The sequence below is a fragment of the Labrys okinawensis genome, from assembly GCF_047345005.1.
In the GTDB taxonomy this organism is placed as follows: domain Bacteria; phylum Pseudomonadota; class Alphaproteobacteria; order Rhizobiales; family Labraceae; genus Labrys; species Labrys okinawensis.
Genome location: NZ_CP178864.1, coordinates 3172329 through 3188893, shown reverse-complemented (window position 1 = coordinate 3188893; position 16565 = coordinate 3172329). Strand labels below are relative to the sequence as shown.

Annotated in this window: 13 protein-coding genes and 1 pseudogene; 7 read left to right on the top strand and 7 right to left on the bottom strand. The window is 62.9% G+C overall.

Annotation, left to right across the window (positions count from 1 at the left end; genetic code table 11):
• Positions 1-5 precede the first annotated feature (5 nt).
• Complete coding sequence (locus ACMDCR_RS14870) at positions 6-1073, bottom strand: toxic anion resistance protein (protein WP_413993249.1); 1068 nt, start codon at positions 1071-1073, stop codon at positions 6-8.
• Positions 1074-1143: 70 nt separating this feature from the next.
• Positions 1144-1899, bottom strand: a complete 756-nt coding sequence (locus ACMDCR_RS14865) for a DeoR/GlpR family DNA-binding transcription regulator (RefSeq protein ID WP_413993248.1) — start codon at positions 1897-1899, stop codon at positions 1144-1146.
• Positions 1900-2006: 107 nt separating this feature from the next.
• On the opposite strand from ACMDCR_RS14865, the pseudogene ACMDCR_RS14860 reads away from it, so the two are divergent.
• Positions 2007-2582, top strand: a pseudogene (locus tag ACMDCR_RS14860) (NUDIX domain-containing protein); the annotation flags it as partial.
• 849 nt (positions 2583-3431) lie between these two features.
• On the opposite strand, the gene ACMDCR_RS14855 reads toward ACMDCR_RS14860, so the two are convergent.
• On the bottom strand, positions 3432-4487 hold the full coding sequence (locus ACMDCR_RS14855; RefSeq protein ID WP_413993247.1) for a zinc-dependent alcohol dehydrogenase family protein: 1056 nt from the start codon (positions 4485-4487) through the stop codon (positions 3432-3434).
• A gap of 118 nt (positions 4488-4605) precedes the next feature.
• Between ACMDCR_RS14855 and ACMDCR_RS14850 the strand changes: the two genes are divergently transcribed.
• From ACMDCR_RS14850 to ACMDCR_RS14835, 4 genes are all read left to right on the top strand, one after another.
• Positions 4606-5529: a LysR family transcriptional regulator gene (locus ACMDCR_RS14850; protein ID WP_413993246.1), complete on the top strand. Its 924-nt coding sequence runs from the start codon at positions 4606-4608 to the stop codon at positions 5527-5529.
• Between the two features lie 240 nt (positions 5530-5769).
• A complete protein-coding gene (locus ACMDCR_RS14845; RefSeq protein ID WP_413993245.1) occupies positions 5770-7185 on the top strand; it encodes a circularly permuted type 2 ATP-grasp protein in 1416 nt (471 codons plus the stop codon).
• 78 nt (positions 7186-7263) lie between these two features.
• A complete protein-coding gene (locus tag ACMDCR_RS14840) occupies positions 7264-8205 on the top strand; it encodes an alpha-E domain-containing protein (protein ID WP_413993244.1) in 942 nt (313 codons plus the stop codon).
• 15 nt (positions 8206-8220) lie between these two features.
• The gene (locus tag ACMDCR_RS14835; RefSeq protein WP_413993243.1) at positions 8221-9060 is read left to right on the top strand and encodes a transglutaminase family protein; all 840 of its coding nucleotides are present in this window, start codon (positions 8221-8223) and stop codon (positions 9058-9060) included.
• A gap of 294 nt (positions 9061-9354) precedes the next feature.
• Here ACMDCR_RS14835 and ACMDCR_RS14830 read toward each other — a convergent pair whose 3' ends face one another.
• The 4 genes from ACMDCR_RS14830 to ACMDCR_RS14815 all read right to left on the bottom strand — a co-directional run bounded on the left by ACMDCR_RS14830 (position 9355) and on the right by ACMDCR_RS14815 (position 14151).
• Positions 9355-9654, bottom strand: coding sequence for a hypothetical protein (locus ACMDCR_RS14830; protein WP_413993242.1), 300 nt, complete (start codon positions 9652-9654; stop codon positions 9355-9357).
• 531 nt (positions 9655-10185) lie between these two features.
• Complete coding sequence (locus ACMDCR_RS14825; protein ID WP_413993241.1) at positions 10186-11613, bottom strand: FAD-binding oxidoreductase; 1428 nt, start codon at positions 11611-11613, stop codon at positions 10186-10188.
• 27 nt (positions 11614-11640) lie between these two features.
• Positions 11641-12564, bottom strand: coding sequence for a dimethylarginine dimethylaminohydrolase family protein (locus ACMDCR_RS14820; RefSeq protein WP_413993240.1), 924 nt, complete (start codon positions 12562-12564; stop codon positions 11641-11643).
• 15 nt (positions 12565-12579) lie between these two features.
• Positions 12580-14151, bottom strand: a complete 1572-nt coding sequence (locus ACMDCR_RS14815; RefSeq protein ID WP_413993239.1) for an amidohydrolase — start codon at positions 14149-14151, stop codon at positions 12580-12582.
• A gap of 156 nt (positions 14152-14307) precedes the next feature.
• On the opposite strand from ACMDCR_RS14815, the gene ACMDCR_RS14810 reads away from it, so the two are divergent.
• Together ACMDCR_RS14810 and ACMDCR_RS14805 are read left to right on the top strand one after the other, a co-directional pair.
• Positions 14308-15216 (top strand): LysR substrate-binding domain-containing protein, encoded by a 909-nt coding sequence (locus ACMDCR_RS14810; protein ID WP_413993238.1) that lies wholly within the window; start codon positions 14308-14310, stop codon positions 15214-15216.
• 151 nt (positions 15217-15367) lie between these two features.
• Positions 15368-16474, top strand: a complete 1107-nt coding sequence (locus ACMDCR_RS14805; RefSeq protein WP_413993625.1) for an ABC transporter ATP-binding protein — start codon at positions 15368-15370, stop codon at positions 16472-16474.
• Positions 16475-16565: the final 91 nt, after the last annotated feature.

The following is a 16565-nucleotide window of genomic DNA, read 5'->3' as shown; positions in this document are numbered from 1 at the left end:
ACCCATCACGCGGGCGCCCGCGTGAGGGCGGTCTTGAGCTCGCCTGTCAGCTGGTCCATGCGGGCCTCGGCCTGGGAGCGCTTGGCGCGGCCCTGGCGCTGCACGTCGATAACGCCGTTGACGGTGTCGATCAGGTCGCGATTGGTCTTTTCCAGCGTCGCCATGTCGATGATACCGCGCTGGGCCTGTTTCTCGATCTCGATGGCCTGCTTCTTCATCATGTCGGAGGCCTGGCGCATCATCTCATTGGTGGCATCGGTCACCGTCTTCTGCAGTTCCAGCGCCTTGGACTGGTTGGTGAGGCCGAGCAGCAGCACCATCTTCTGCTTCCACACGGGGATGGTGAGCTGCGTCGTTGCCTGCAAATTCTCGATCAACGTCTCGTCGCCCGCCTGCACGATGCGAATCTGCGGCAGTTGCTGAATGCCGATCTGGCGAGCCTGCTGGAGATAGAACACACGCTTTTCCAGCCGGTCCAGCGCCTGCACGGCATCGTTGTAGTTCTGCGCGGCCATCAGCCCGTCGCCGCTGGCGGTAGCCTGATCGGCACTGTTCTTGAGTTCGGTGAGGTGGCCCTGCCGAAAATCCTCCACGAAAGCCTTGCCTGCCTGGACATGGGCTTCGAGGAACTGGATCGAGCGCCTGGTCTCGTCATAGAGTTCGTCGAGCAGCGAGATGTCGCGGCGCAGGACATCCTTGTGACGGTCGAGATCGATGGTGATACGCTCGATCTGGCCGGCGACATCGTCGAACTTGCCGATAAAGCGCCGCAGGCGGCTTTCCGCCGAGCCGATCAGGCGTTCGAAGAAACCGGTCTTCTGGAGTTCGGCCGGATCGAGGCCGCGCGCCTTCTCGATCACATCGAGCAACAGCTTGCCGGTATCGCCCATGTCCTTGTTGCGCGTCTGCGCCAGCACGCGGTCGGCGAAGGCGACGACGTCGCGTTGCGCCTTGTCACCGAAGCTGGAGACCTGGGCTCGGTCGGCCAGATCGATCGTGCTCCTGATCTGAGCCACCGAATTCGGATCGACCTCGACCACGGCCTGGCTTGACGTTGCGGAAATGTCAGACATTGGATTCCCTCAAGCTTCAGCATAACCTAACTCGGGGGCATATGTGACAAGTGTATGACAGTTCGTTGGCTCAGGACCGAATGAGCGTCACACCGGCCCTGCGATAGGGCTCGACTGTTTCGTCCGGAACATCCGCTTCGACCACCAAAGTGCTGACCTCCGCCAGCGGCGCGATCTGGAAGGGCGAGGCAGCGCCAAGCTTCTCGCGCGAAGCGAGCACAATGGTTTCCGCAGCCTGTCGGCTCAGCGCGCGCTTGATCGCGGCCTCCTCGGCGTCGCCTGTGGTAAGGCCGAGTTCGGGATGGATACCGGTGACGCCCAGAAAAAAGAGATCGGCGCGGATGCGGGCGATGGCCTCCGCGGCGGCGGCACCCACCGCGACCATCGAATGGCGGAACAACCGCCCGCCGATCAGCTCCACTGCAATGGCTGGGTGGTTGGCGAGTTCCACCGCGATGGTCGGGCTATGGGTCACGATCGTCGCCTCCAGACTACGCGGCAAATGCCGCGCAAGCTGGAGCGCCGTCGTGCCACCATCCAGCAGCACGACCTGGCCCGGCCGAACGAGCCCGGCCGCGGCGCGTCCGATGGCGATCTTGCCCTCCGGCGAGACCTCCCGGCGCGCTGCGAGATCCGCCATTGCCGGTGAAGCCGGCAGTGCCCCGCCATGAACCCGCTGCAGGAGCCCCTCGCCGGCGAGCTCGCGCAGATCCCGCCGTATCGTGTCCTCGGAGAGATCGAGTTCCCGGCTGACCGCCTTGGCAATAACCCGGCCGTCTCGCCGCAGCACATCGAGGATGAGCGCCTTCCGCTCACTGGTGAGCATGCCAGATCGCTTTCACGAAATTTATTGACTCTGCACGAAATTACACGAAATTTAGCACCTAGCAACACAAACGGTAAGTTTCATTACATTTCGTGCAGGAGGATAGGATGAGCGTGGCGGATCGCGTGCGGGTCGAGGCCGTGAAGGTGCTGTCGGATGACTGGTATTTGCTGAAGAAGACGACCTTCAGCTATCAGCGGCGGGACGGCAGCTGGCAGCGCCAGAGCCGCGAGACCTATGACAGGGGCAACGGCGCCACCATCCTGCTCTACGATCCCGACCGCCGCACCGTGATCCTCACGCGGCAGTTCCGCTACCCTGCCTTCGTCAATGGCTGCGACGATCTCCTGATCGAGACGCCGGCGGGCCTGCTCGACAATGCCAGTCCCGAGGAACGCATCAAGGCCGAGACCGAGGAGGAGACCGGCTTTCGCATCCAGCATGTGCGGCGGGTGTTCGAGGCTTATATGAGCCCGGGCTCGGTGACCGAGAAGCTATTCTTCTTCGTTGCGACCTACCGGCCCGGCGACCGCATCGGCGAGGGCGGCGGCCATGAGGCGGAGGGCGAGGATATCGACATGTTCGAGGTCACCATCGACGAAGCGCTGGCGATGATCGCGCGCGGCGAGATCCGCGACGGCAAGACCATCATGCTCCTGCAATACGCCGCGCTGCATCTGTTTGGGGAGGTGCGAAACGCCTGTTCCGAAGGGCTGTCGAATTCCCACATCTCGGCCTCCCGCGCCTTTGGCTCGACGGGCCGAGATATGTATACGCCACGCGCAAGCGCTCTCGTTCCCACGCCCTTTCCGGCTGGGTTGATGAAGAGAGACCGGGCGATGGCGGCTGCGGAGCAGCCGTGAAAGCAGGATTCATGGAAGATGGCAGGCCGCCTTGTCGGTGCCAGACGCCATCGCCCCGTTCCGGTCGCCCCACACGCTGACAAGGCGCGCAAGGCCACCTGTTTTTCTGCCTTGCTAAGGCAGAGGCGAGCCGGGAGCCGATGGCACGGACCATCCGAACCCGGCCCAGCCGGCCCGGCAAAGGGGCTGAGCGACGTCCGTCCTGGCCGGACGGTGGCATCGGCCGTCTTCACCGCATCGGCGGGAGGAGGGACGAAGGCATTGCCGGGCGGCTGCCCGTGATGCTCCGTCCAGAGATCTTGATCGCGTGGTTCTTCCATCGCGAGGCACTTCCATGGGGTGCCGATCCCGTCTGTCCCGCTGGTCACCCCCTGGAAGCCGGCTTCGAAAGAAGCAGGACAGCCGCGTGCCTATCGCCTGGATAGGCTCTCGGGGTGGATGGAAGGTTCGGAGCCGGGGTGTACCTTCGCCAGCTGCTGACGCTTCATTCCGGAAAGGATGAGAACATGGGAACGAGAAAAAATCAAGATTAGTTCTTTTTTTGTTCAACGAAATCCAACGCCCGTGTCTTCGGCGGAGGAGGATGCCAGACAGTGCGTTGTCGATTGACCCGGTCGTTGGCAGGTGGTCCGACCGGGCAACCGGGGATCGTTCAGGAATGAGGGGTGCCTATGGAGCTGCTGTCGCTCCCCCGGGCGTCTCACCCACATCGACGACAATCTTGCCGAAAGCGCCGCGATCGAGGTGATCGAGCGCCGCCTGCACGTCCTCGAAGGCATAGCGCCGGTCGATCACCGGCTTAAGTCCCAGGTCATCCACGGCGCGGCCGAATGCTTCCTGCGCAGTGCGGTGGCCGACGCCGATGCCTTGGATCGTAAGGCCCTTGAGCATGATCGGCCCCACGGGACCGGAGACCTCGAAGCCCTCCATCACGCCGACGACAGAGATGCGCCCGCCCATGGCGGCGGCCTGGATCGAGCGGCCGAGACCAGCGCCGCCCGCGATCTCAATGATATGATCGGCGCCGCGGTCTCCGGTCAGCCTGAGGACCGCCTCGACCCAGTCCTCCCGGCTGCGGTCAATGCCATGATCGGCACCCAGCGCCCTGGCGCGCGCCAGCTTGTCGGCACTGCTGGAGGTGACGATCGCTTGCGCGCCGCCTGCCTTGGCCAGTTGCAGGCCGAACAGGGAGACGCCGCCCGTGCCCTGGATCACCACCGTCCGGCCTGGAAGCGGCCCGCCCCTTTCCACCAGGGCGAACCAGGCCGTCAGCCCCGCCACCGGCAGGGTGCTGGCCTGCGCATCGTCAAGGCTCGCCGGCGTGGCGGTAAACCAGTCTTCAGGGAAGACGACATATTCCGAAAGCACACCCGGGAAGACACCGCCCAGCGTGCGATAGGGCGGCACGCGCGCATTGCCATTGTTCAATCCACTGATCCAATTGGGAATGAAGGCCGAAATCACCCGATCTCCTGGCTTGAAGCGTGTTGCTCCATCACCCGCGACCTCGACCACGCCCGCCAAGTCGGAGGCCGGCGTGAAGGGAAAAGTGAGTGGCAGACCGAAGCCCGTCTCGATCACCAGCTTGTCGCGATAGTTCAGGGACACCACGGCGACACGCACCAGCACCTCGCCCGGCCCGGGCCTCGGCCTCTCGACGGTTTCCAGCTTCAGGCGGTCCCGTCCCACCGCATCCATCGACCAACGCCTCATAGTTTCACTCATGTTCAACTCCATCGACTGCCTGTCGGCAAAAGGAGCTGAAATGTACTGTTGTTCTTGTGGAACCGATGGCGATAAGATTTCTCTCCATCGGTTCTCAAAATTCTCCAATGAGGCAGCCATGACTGACCGTTTGACCGGTGTCGCCGTGTTCGTCGAAGCCGTCGAGGCGGGTGGCTTCGCGGCGGCGGCGCAACGGCTGAACCTTTCTCGTTCCGCCGTGGGCAAGACCGTCGCCAAGCTCGAGGAAAGGTTGGGCGCGCGCCTCTTCCACCGCACCACGCGCAGCCAGAGCCTGACGGAGGATGGCCAGATCTTCTACGAGCGCTGCCTGCGCGCCCTCGCCGAGATCCGCGACGGCGAGGCGATGCTCGACAGCGGCCGCCGCGAGGTTTCCGGGCGCCTTCGCGTCAGCATGCCCGCCCTCTTCGGACGCCATTGCGTCGCGCCTCTGCTGGTCAAGCTCGCCGCGCAGCATCCGCGCCTTGAACTCAATCTCAATCTTTCCGATCGCCGTGTGGATCTCATCGAGGACGGGTTCGACCTCGCCATCCGCAACGGCGCGCTGGAATCCGACGCCGGCCTCACGACCCGCCGGATTGCCCAGCAACGCATGACCCTATGCGCCTCGCCCGCCTATCTGCGCGAGCATGGCGTACCCCAGACCATTGCCGCCCTGCATGAGCATGATGCCGTGATGTATATGAGGGCAGGCCAGCCGCGTGCATGGCTCTTCCCGGTCCCGGAGGGTGCTCCTTTGGAAATCATGCCCAGGAGCCGCTTCCAGTTCGATGCGCTCGACGTCATCGCCGACGCAACGGTCGCCGGAATGGGTATCGCCTGGCTGCCGTGCTGGCTGGTAGCCGGGCCGGTGCGCCGTGGCGAACTCGTGCGCGTGCTTACCGACGTTCCCGGGCTGCTCTTCGATGTCCACGCCCTATGGCCACGCTCGCCCCATCTGCCCCTCAGGGTGCGGGCCGCCATCGATGCCCTGGCGGCGAACCTTTCGCGCGTCATGGGCAACGAGATCGGCCTGGCGGCCTGAGCAAGGTGCACCGGTGCCCCCATCTGGGACGGCAACGACAATTAGGGCGATTCCGTCAGGAACCGTCGTCCCCATAGAACATTTATTAGGCCATTATAACCTATGGGCAGAGGCAGGCTGCACTGTTGGTAGGCAAAGACGATCTCTCCTCCCTTTCAGTCTGTATGGCGTATATTGACCGCTTGCCGCGCCGGTTGATCTCGCTAAAACTAGTTGCGGGCTGGAATTGTGGAGGAGTGGATGGTGGCGTTTGACGAGATGACCCTGAGCGACGGCACGATACGCCCTGCCTACGCCGATCTCGCGCACTGGCTTTCCACTGCCCCAAAGGAACTTCTGACCCACCGGCGCAATGAGGCTGAACTCCTCTTCCGCCGCATGGGCATTACCTTTGCCGTCTATGGCGACAAGGACGGCGCCGAACGCCTGATCCCCTTCGACATCATTCCACGCATCCTGGCGGCTCAGGAATGGAGCACGCTCAAACGCGGGCTCGAACAGCGCGTGCGCGCTCTCAACATGTACATCAAGGATGTCTACGGCAAACGCGAAGTGGTGCGCGCCGGCGTGGTGCCTGAGGACCTGATCTTCAATAACCCCGCTTTCCGCCCAGAGATGTCCGGCCAAAGCGTGCCACACGACGTCTATGTGCATATCGCCGGTATCGACATCGTGCGGGTCGATGCCGATACCTTCTACGTGCTGGAAGATAATGCCCGCACGCCCTCAGGCGTCTCCTATATGCTGGAGAACCGCGAAGTCACCATGCGCCTCTTCCCCGAGGTGGTGGCACGCCATCGCATCGCACCGGTAGAGAATTACACGGACGAGCTTCTCGCCACCTTGCGCTCCATTGCCCCGCGGTCGGCCTCGCAGGATCCGGTGGTGGTGCTGCTGACCCCCGGCATGTACAACTCGGCCTATTACGAGCATTCCTTCCTGGCCGACCGTCTCGGTATCGAGATCGTCGAGGGGCGCGACCTCTTCGTTCGGGACGAAGTGGTCTATATGCGCACCACCGAGGGCCCGCGCCGCGTCGACGTCATCTACCGGCGCATCGACGACGAGTTCCTCGACCCCCTCGCCTTCCGCCCGGACTCGGCGCTCGGCGTGCCAGGCCTGATGACGGCTTATCGCGCCGGCAATATCACGCTCACCAACGCCGTCGGCACCGGCGTTGCCGACGACAAGGCCGTTTATTCCTATATGCCCGACGTCGTGCGGTTCTTTCTGGGCGAGGATCCCATTCTGCAGAATGTGCCGACTTTCCGTTGCCGGGAGCCTGAGTCGCTCGCCTATGTGCTCGACAACCTGAAGGACCTCGTGGTCAAGGAAGTCTCGGGTTCGGGGGGCTATGGCATGCTGATCGGCCCGCATGCCACGAAGGAACAGCTCGCCGATTTCCGTACCAAGCTCGAAGCCCATCCCTTCGGCTATATCGCCCAGCCGACCTTGGCCCTCTCGACCTGTCCCTGCTATGTGGCGGAAGGCGTCGCTCCGCGTCATGTCGACCTGCGTCCCTTCGTGCTTACCGGCTCCGACAAGATCCGCATCGTACCTGGCGGCCTGACGCGCGTGGCTCTGAAAGAAGGTTCGCTCGTGGTGAATTCCAGCCAGGGCGGCGGCACCAAGGACACGTGGATACTTGATAGATGAAGATTTGGATTCTCGACCGATGATGTCTGTCCGCTTCGCATCGCCCTCCTGCCTTCAACGCTCCACGGACGAATAGACATGCTATCGCGTACCGCCGATAACCTCTTCTGGCTGGCCCGCTATGTGGAGCGGGCGGAATATCTGGCGCGCATCCTCGATGCGGCCTATCGCCTGTCCTCCCTCCCTGCCTCTTATGGCGGCGTAACCACCGAATGGGAGAGCGCGGTGGAGACCGCCGGCTGCGGTCCCGCCTTCTTCGCCGAGCACGAGGAAGCCAATGAGCGCACGGTGACGGAGTTTCTGGCCTTCTCGGCCGACAACCCGTCCTCGATCCGCAATTGCTTCGAAATGGCGCGGTCCAACGCTCGCGGCGTGCGCACCGCGCTGACAGCCGAGATGTGGTCGACCATCAATGACGCCTGGCTGCAGCTCAAGAACTACAACTCCGCCCATATGAGCCGCGAGGAAGTGGCGCGCTTCCTGGAATGGGTGAAGGGTGTGTCCTTGGTGTTCGACGGCTCGGCCTACCGCACCATGCTGCGCAACGATGCCTATGCCTTCGCGCGCCTCGGCCTTTTCCTCGAGCGCGCCGACAATACCGCCCGCATCCTCGACGTGAAATATCACGTGCTTTTGCCGCCGTCGGAAAGCGTCGGCGGCAGCCTCGACTATTTCCAGTGGACGGCGATCCTGCGCGCAGTTTCCGCCCTGACGGCCTATCACTGGGTCTACAAGGAGAGCCTCAAGCCCTGGCTGGTGGCCGACCTCCTGACGCTCAACACACAGATGCCGCGCTCGCTTGCCTCCTGCTACGAGAACCTCAGCGGCAATCTCGACCAGCTCGCCCAGGTCTATGGCCGCCAGGGACCGGCTCAGCGCCTGGTGCGCGTGACCCAGTCGCGGCTGCAGAATCTGAGCATCGACGAAGTTTTCCAGTCCGGCCTGCATGATTTTGTCACGGACTTCATTACAGATAACAATAATCTGAGCACGGCCATCGCCGAGCAGTATCTGACCTGACCTTTTGAGACTTGCATGCGTATCCGCGTCGCCCACGAGACAACCTATCGCTACGAACGCCCGGCGAAGTCCATCATCCAGACGCTGCGCCTGACGCCGCGTTCCCATGATGGACAGCATGTCGCACGCTGGCGCATCGATATCGACCAGGATGTGCGCCTCACCGTGGCAGAGGACGCCTTCGGCAACATCACACATGCCTTCACGGCGAGCGGCAGCATCGACACCTTGCATGTGCGCGTCGAGGGCGAGGTGGAGACGCATGATCATGCCGGCGTGCTGCATGGCGTGATCGAGCGCTTCCCTGTCTCGCTCTATTTGCGCGATACCGACCTGACCACGGCCAGCGAGCAGATCCGCGGCTTCGCCCGGCAGGTCGTGCCCACAGGAGAGGGGCCGCTAGTCGCCAGTCACGCGCTGATGGAGGCGATCCACGACCGTGTCGAATGGAACCGCGACGCCAGGCAGGCCGCGGCGCCGATCGCCGAAGTCTTCGCCGGGCGCAGCGGCATCTGCCAGGACCTCACCCACCTGTTCATCGCCTGCGCCCGCGAATTGAAGATCCCGGCGCGCTATATCAGCGGCCTGCTCTACCAGCCTGACGGCGAAGCGGGCAGCGCCAGCCATACCTGGGCGGAGACCTATGCCGAAGGGCTGGGCTGGGTCGGCTTCGATCCCTCTCTGCAAATCTGCCCCACCGTGCATCATATCCGCGTCGCCGCCGGGCTCGACTACCTCAGCGCCGCACCGGTACGAGGCGCCCACTATGGCGGGGAAGGCGAGAGCCTCGAAGTTCATTTCGATATTGGCGAGAAGACCGCCAAGCGTCACGCGCGAGGGCAATCCCAGAGCTGAAGGACAGCACCAGAATGCAGCCAGGCGTTTGGCCGGCTGCGGGGATCGAACTGTCCGACGATACCAGCATCATGTTACCGCCGACCTGCGGAAGTCTAGCGATGCCTGACTTTGGGGAAATCGAGTGCGTGTGGACGATACCACACCGCTTGGCTCGACAGATCCGGCTGGCTGGACAGATTGCCTGCCATCGGCTTCAGCCGGACGAACTTAATCATAATCCACAGGAGCGGTTCCGCAAAAATCTGGTGAAAAGCTGTGGACCGTTAGGCCTTCGTTAACAGACGTCCACCGTCACGACAGGCTCGTATCATGTTTCGGCGCGTACTTGACCATGGACATCTCGGTCTTCGGCCAGAGCCGGGAGACAGCAAATGCACCGAGTATGCCGAACACGTAACCAAACTGCAGAGCCACCCCAACCGCGATCAGACCGAGAATAGCAGTCAGCATATCATGGCCGGAAAGCCAAACTACGACCGCACTCCCAAACGTTTCGACGAGAGCAACTATAACGAAATGAAACAGTGGTATCCAGGATCCACAAAGAACACCTAGCGTCATCGATATAACGACAGGCCAGATCACGAACATTTTCCTCTCCAAGATATGTTTGTTCTGTGCTCCGCACGCATTACTTTCGACGAAGCCCGCAAGCAGCAGGCCAATACTTCTCTCTCATCGTCGCAGTTTAACCAGAAATCCGTAGTGTAACCCCGCTCCGCAGGCATTTCTGCTCACGCAGAGACTCGGGCTGCCAAGACCGACCGCCAGCTCCGCATTGAGTGAACTATCTTTCTTTGTAGGTAGCAAGCACTAATCGGAATAGGTAGCCAGATTTAATGGAAACATCGCCGAAGGATTCTTGCTCTTCGACTAACGAGACAGCGCTCCCCTCCCCTTTGGAGATAATGTCCTAGCGTAAGATAACGGACGCAACGGAAGCCGTGCCGAGCAATTATAGCCTTCGTAATCGTTTACCACAGCTCGCCACAAGAGACACGGCAGAATGACCTGGCTGTTTGCGCTACTCGCCCACTTCTGTTGAAACCGGCTCGGATTGAACATCAGGGCCGCGAGAACACGCCCTCTTCCTGGCGTGCCACAAGGCCGGCCGGGATGCCTTCAACCGCGCAGCCGCGCACTATCGACGACCTTGCCGGGATTCAGGATGCCGGCAGGATCGAGCGTCTGCTTGATCGACTGCATCAGCTTGAGCTTGACCGGATCGGACGTGGCATAGAGCGCATGGATGCGCTTTGAGCCGACACCATGCTCTGCCGAGAAGGATCCGCCGAGGGCCCTTATATTGTCGTAGAGCACGCCCTCGACTGCCGCCAGCACCGGTGCGGACGTCGCCTCGGCACTTCGATTCAGCATGATGTGAAGATTACCGTCGGCGAGATGGCCGAACACGAAGGGCGCCAGCCCCTCCTCGATCCCAGCAAGCTCCATCGTAATGCGATTCACATAGGCATCGAGCTCGGAGAGGGGCACGGAGACATCGAAGCTCGGCGAATCCGGATAGTCGCGATAGATCACGCCGGATTCTTCGCGCAGCCGCCATATTGCCTGCTCCTGTGCAAGCGAACCGGCAAGCACCGCCGTGATCTGCGGATAATCGCCCTGTAGATCCTCGAGGATTTCGGCAAGCTCTCCCTGCAGGCCTTCCTCATCTGCCCCGTCCAAGGAGAAAATCACGTAGGCGGCCTGGGACATATCGAAGCCGGGCGCGGACCAGTTGAACTGCCGGGCGACATAGTGGAAATAGCTCGCCCACATCGCCTCGGCAGCACGCAGCCGCCCCACCCCGGCGGCGAGCGCCCGGCTCAGGGTGGCCAGCGCTGCTGCGACGGATGGAAAGCTGAACAGAGCGACGGCATGCGCCGCCGGCAGCGGTTCCAGCTTCAGCGCTGCCTTGGTGACGATGCCGAGCGTGCCCTCGGCCCCGATGAGCAGATGCTTGAGATCATAGCCGGCGGCATTCTTCACCACCCGGGTGAGATCGGAATAGATGGAGCCATCCGGCAGCACTGCCTCGAGGCCGAGCACACGGTGGCGCATCACGCCGTTTCGGAACGCCATGGTGCCTCCGGCATTGGTGGAAACCATGCCGCCGATGGTCGCCGTGCCGCGGGCGGCGAGATCGATGCCGGGGTCGAGGCGATGCGGGAGGGCGGCATCCTGCAAGGCCTGCAGCCCGCAGCCGGCTTCGACCACGGCCACGCGCTCATCCGGATCGAGCCGCTCGATGCGGTTCATCCGGCGGGTCGAGAGCACGACCTGACCCGGCACGGAAATGCCACCGCCCACAAGGCCGGTGCGCCCGCCATGCGTCACGACCGGCACGCCATGCCGGCCGCACAGTGCCACTACCGCCGCCACCTCCGCCGTGCTGGCCGGCGACACGACGGCGGAGGCGCCAAGATTGTCCGGATCTTCGCCGACGTCGAGTTCACGGATCCTCTCGCCCAACCGGAGATGGGCTTCGCCGACGATCGCGGCGAGAGCCTCGGGGAAGCCGGTCGGGAGGGAGCGATCCTGTTCTGCCATCGGTTTCCTGCAGGGGTTGGAGCGGCGTCAGGCCGCGCGGCGCAGGGATTGCGCCATGCAGTGGATGCCGCCGCCGGTTTTCGATATCTCGTTCATGTCGACGGCGGCGACCTCGAAGCCTCGGGCCCGCAGCTGACCGATCAGGCTCTTGCTCGCGGTCGGCGCGATGACGCGGTCATTGCCCACGGACATGAAGTTGCAACCGAGCGCCATCGTGTCCTGGAAGGGCACGTCGATGATCTCATGGCCCTTGCCCTTCAGCCAGTCGACGATGCCAGGCTCGGTGCACGCCAGGCACACCGCGGTCAGCTTGGGGGCGATCGGCACCACCATCAGGTCGATATGGACATAATATTCATCAATGAAGGCAATGCGGGTCTCCCAACCCTCCTTCTCGAACCAGCCGGCGACCTGCCGTGCGCCCTCTTCCTGCGTACGGGCGCCACCGCAGCCGATGAGGACACAGCCCTCTTCGATGACGTTGAAGTCACCGCCCTCGAAGGTGCCAGCCGTCACCATGTCGTAGATCGGAATGCCCATCTTCTCATAGGCACGGATGGCAGCGTAGTTCTCCCCGCGCCGCCACCAGTTCGCCATCGCGGTGATGACGGCGCCATAGGGTGTCATCACGCTTGAATCGCGCGAGTAGACCTGCATCGGCAGCTCGACCTCGGGCTCCAGCCAATGCACCTTCACATTGAAATGCTCATAGGCGGAGACCAGCTCCTTGTGCTGGGCCTGCGCCGCCTGGATGTTTGCGGGCGCTTCGCGCAGGTGCTTGCGCGACAGGGAACTCGTGGAAAGGTGCCTGAGGTAGGCGGGCGAGCCCAGCAGCACATCGGTCAGCCTGTCTGTCTCGTTGCGAAAACCCCAGTTTTTCAGAGGCTTGGTACCACCAGCGAGATTACGCCGGCGAAGAGTGAAACCATCGTCCTGGTCCGTGTAGGCCATGTCCATTCCTCTCGATCATGTGGGGATCCACCATTCACGCCCGCGAATGGTGGTGATGTATTCGGGCCATCGGAAACCGATGGGTGGAGGATAGTCTGCAAGCGGCGCGATCCAGTTCGAGCCGCCGATGCCGCCGCCCGTACGCTCCTCGAATTCGCGCCAGGCAATGGATCGCGCCTCACCGTCCTCGATCAGGCGGAGAGCCGACAGTGCCAGCGTCTTGGCCGCGCATACGACCATCGGATCGATCGTCTCGGGGATGCCGCCGAGAGCGTTCATCACCCAGCCGGGATAGGTGAAGCCCTTGGGCGCGCGCAGGGCCGGCCGTGCCACGTAGAAGCGCGCTGTCGGGGCATGCCAGCTCATGTCGGTATAATCGTCAGAAGTGGAATTGAGCTGCGAGGGCGGCAAGTCCCGACGCAGGATGGCCTCGGCGGCCACAGGTTCGATCAGGCGCTCGCATTCGTCAAGAAAGGGGTATTCCATCGGCTCGACGCCAAGATTGGCCTGGATCTGCCGGGCAATCCCTTGTGCTTCCTCGCCCCAGAGCGGGGCACCCACAGTCCTGAGAGAATCCCAGACGAGGCCGGCCATGGCGTGATTGGCAAGGCCGGGCCGCGACTTGCAGACCCAGTGCCGCTCCACCCGGCAACCTGTCATGGACGCCGCCAAGTCGGCATTGCGGTCGAGCATGGCGGTGACCTGCTCGGCCATGTCGAGGTCGGGCACGCGGATCATATACTGGATCTCGGCTAGCCCCGCGGGCAGGTTGTCCGCCGTCGCCTGCCCGGCCGTGAGGATAGCCTCGCTGATCGACCAGCCGCCCTGATGGGTCAGCATCGAGTCCCGGAGGGCTTTGGAGGCCATGTACATCATCATCAGCGCATCGTTCGCGCCAGGCGCGCGGATAGCCGAGTGCGATTGCGGGATCGGCGCGCCGGCCGCCCGCGTCCAGGCTTCAGGCTCGTCGCAGACAAAGCGGTAGATCATCGCATAGGCGGCGCCGCAATGGGTATCCCAGCGAACCGTATTGCAGAGCGGGAGCATGTAGAAGGGATGGAAGGAAAGCATGCCGTCCAGGCCGTCATAGTAGCCTTTGGCGGCGTGGATGGGCTTGGAGCCCCTCACCTTCTCGGCCGGCTCGCCGGTAAAGCGCAGCGTTCCGGCAAGGCCGTGGCGCTCCATCGCATGCCGGGTAGCGAGCAGGCCGCCAAGGGCGGAGATGCCCAGTCCCGAATGGGGATCGGTGTGGCCGCCGGCATGCTCGCTGAGGCCTGGGCGCGGGCGCTTGACGGTCGCGGCATCCTGGCAATTGCCCGGCACCGCATCATATTCGGCATACATGCCGACGGTGGGACCGCTGCCGGCGGGGCTGGTCCAGTGCGCGCAGAAGGCAGTGGGCATGCCGCCCGAACCTTCCTCGACGCTGAAGCCATGCCGACGCAGGGTTTCGACATACCAGGCGGCCGACCGGTACTCGCGCCAGGCCGTCTCGCCGAAATCGAAGATCGTGCGTGTCCAGGCCGATAGATCGGCCTTGCTGGCCTCGACATGTTGAAGAGCCGTTGACTGGGCCGCGCTTGTCACGCCTTGCCTCCTCCGCTGAGCGAAGGATAAGCGGTGAATGCAGCTCACAGAAAGTGATATGTATTGGCTGTTTCGGCAAATTCCATTCACGCCAAATTCCAACCATATCTGGCACGCTGTTTGCCCGACAGAGGTGCCGCCGCTTCAGGAGTTGTCTTGCGCATTCCCTCCACCCAGGCCCTGCGGGCCCTCGACAGCTTTGCTCGTCACGGCAGCGTCTGGCGCGCCGCCGAAGAGCTCTTCCTGACGCGCAGCGCCGTTAGCCACCAGTTACGCCTGCTCGAACGCGACCTCGGCTTCGATCTGCTCGAGCGCCATGGCAAGGGCATCATCCTCACCGCGCGCGGCCGCCACTATGCTAATGAAGTGCGCAAGGCGCTGACGGTCATTGGGGATGCCTCGGTGCAATATGGCAACAAGGGCATCGGTGGTTCGCTGACCGTGAGTTGCACGCCCGGCTTTGCCTCGCTGTGGCTATGCACTCACATCGCGGAGTTCCAGGACATGTATCCGGATGTCTCGCTGCGCTTGGTTACGCCGCGCAAGCTCGATGACGTCAGCAATCCCGACGTCGACATCTTCATTGCGTTCGGGGACGGCAACTGGCCCAACCGGGCGGTGGCGCTTCTTTGCGAGGTGGAGTTCACGCCGCTGTGCAGCCCGGCGCTGCTCAACAAGATCGGCGGCCTCAACGAACCGCCCGACGTGCTGCGCGCTCCCCTTCTCCATCTCGACGATTTCGACGACTGGACACGCTGGCTCGCCCTCACAAATGTCGAGCACCCCAATACCGAATGCGGTATCATATTCTCCGACATGAACCTGGTATTTGCAGCAGCCATCGCGGGCCAGGGCATTGCGATGGGCGACGAGTTGACCTGTCGCACCGCCATGATGGTCGGACAGTTGGTTCGCCCCTTCGATCGGGCCATCAAGTCTCCGCGCTCGTATTTTCTGGTGATGGAGCATGCCAAGACCGGACACGCGGTCTCAACAGCCTTTGCCGACTGGCTGAAGGCCTGCCTTTCACAGACGAGCCCTGCCTTCAAACCCGCTTATGCCTGACGTAATCTGCCCGTCCCTTGTGCAATTGGGGTGAATGGAATTTTTCCTGGGAGGCAACAACATTCAATTGTCGTGAACGAAAATCACGCATAGGCTTTCGCATCAAGATGGAGGTATATGCATGGCGCAGGGCGGAGGAGCAGCGCTTGACATGGCGGCCGGACCGGCGGCCACCGGGCATGCTGCCGCTGAAATCCGCGCCGAGGGCATCGGCAAGACCTTCGGCACCTTCCGGGCCTTGCGGGACCTGTCGCTTAACATCGGGCGCGGCGAATTCCTGACGCTGCTCGGACCCTCCGGTTCGGGCAAGACGACGTTCCTGATGATCCTCGCCGGCTTCGAGCGCCCGACGCACGGACGCCTTACACGCGACGGTGCCGACATCACCAATCTCTCCGCCGAACAGCGTGCCTTCGGCATGGTGTTCCAGGGCTATGCCCTCTTTCCGCATATGACGGTGGAGCAGAACATCGCCTTCCCGCTCAACATCCGCAAAGTGCCCGCCGAGGAGATCCGTAAGCGCGTCGCGGACATGGTGGCGCGGGTCGGCCTCGTTGGGCATGAGCGCAAGCTTCCCGCCAAGCTCTCCGGCGGCCAGCAGCAGCGCGTGGCGCTTGCCCGAGCCCTGGTGTTCGAGCCGCCCGTCCTGCTGCTCGACGAGCCTTTTTCGGCCCTGGACAAGCACTTGCGCGGATTGATGCAGGAAGAGGTGAAGCGCCTGCACCAGGAATTCGGCACAACCTTCGTCTTTGTCACGCATGACCAGAGCGAGGCGCTGTCGCTTTCATCCCGGGTGGCAATTTTCAACCACGGCCAGTTGCTTCAAGTCGGCACGCCCCAGGACGTCTACGAGCGGCCGGCCAGCCGTTTCGTGTCCGAGTTCCTGGGCGAGATCAACCTGTTGCCCCTGCAGGACGTCCGGCGCGAGAACTACAGCGCCCGCGGATCCTGTGACGGCAGCGTGCTTGACGTGCCCTCGCAAAGCCATGCGGGCCAGACCGGCATTCTCGCGATCCGCCCCGAGCACATGGATGTTGGCGCCACGCCGACCACGGGCAGCCTGAACTGCCTCGCCGGCACCGTCACCTCCTCCACCTATCTGGGCCCGGCGACCAAGATCTCGCTGACGACGAGCAGCGGCACCCCGCTCAGCCTCACTTTGCCCACCGACCGCGCCGCCGAGGCGTTGCGCGAGGGACCGCAGCTCTGGGTCACCTGGCCCAAGGACAAGGGTTTCCTGCTGCCCGAGGAGGCCTGACTCCACCAAAGAGCAGACCTAAACAAATGATAACAAAGAGATAGAATAGCAATCTAAACATCTACATCCAGACCATAGAACAGGGGATCCA

What these genes read in the sequence shown, in the direction of transcription:
- ACMDCR_RS14845 (WP_413993245.1), top strand. Translation starts at nt 5,770, where the DNA reads ATGGTGGCGTTTGACGAGATGACCCTGAGCGACGGCACGATACGCCCT.
- ACMDCR_RS14840 (WP_413993244.1), top strand. Translation starts at nt 7,264, where the DNA reads ATGCTATCGCGTACCGCCGATAACCTCTTCTGGCTGGCCCGCTATGTG.
- ACMDCR_RS14855 (WP_413993247.1), bottom strand. Translation starts at nt 4,487, where the DNA reads ATGAGTGAAACTATGAGGCGTTGGTCGATGGATGCGGTGGGACGGGAC.
- ACMDCR_RS14805 (WP_413993625.1), top strand. Translation starts at nt 15,368, where the DNA reads ATGGCGGCCGGACCGGCGGCCACCGGGCATGCTGCCGCTGAAATCCGC.
- ACMDCR_RS14825 (WP_413993241.1), bottom strand. Translation starts at nt 11,613, where the DNA reads ATGGCAGAACAGGATCGCTCCCTCCCGACCGGCTTCCCCGAGGCTCTC.
- ACMDCR_RS14870 (WP_413993249.1), bottom strand. Translation starts at nt 1,073, where the DNA reads ATGTCTGACATTTCCGCAACGTCAAGCCAGGCCGTGGTCGAGGTCGAT.
- ACMDCR_RS14865 (WP_413993248.1), bottom strand. Translation starts at nt 1,899, where the DNA reads ATGCTCACCAGTGAGCGGAAGGCGCTCATCCTCGATGTGCTGCGGCGA.
- ACMDCR_RS14850 (WP_413993246.1), top strand. Translation starts at nt 4,606, where the DNA reads ATGACTGACCGTTTGACCGGTGTCGCCGTGTTCGTCGAAGCCGTCGAG.
- ACMDCR_RS14820 (WP_413993240.1), bottom strand. Translation starts at nt 12,564, where the DNA reads ATGGCCTACACGGACCAGGACGATGGTTTCACTCTTCGCCGGCGTAAT.
- ACMDCR_RS14835 (WP_413993243.1), top strand. Translation starts at nt 8,221, where the DNA reads ATGCGTATCCGCGTCGCCCACGAGACAACCTATCGCTACGAACGCCCG.
- ACMDCR_RS14830 (WP_413993242.1), bottom strand. Translation starts at nt 9,654, where the DNA reads ATGTTCGTGATCTGGCCTGTCGTTATATCGATGACGCTAGGTGTTCTT.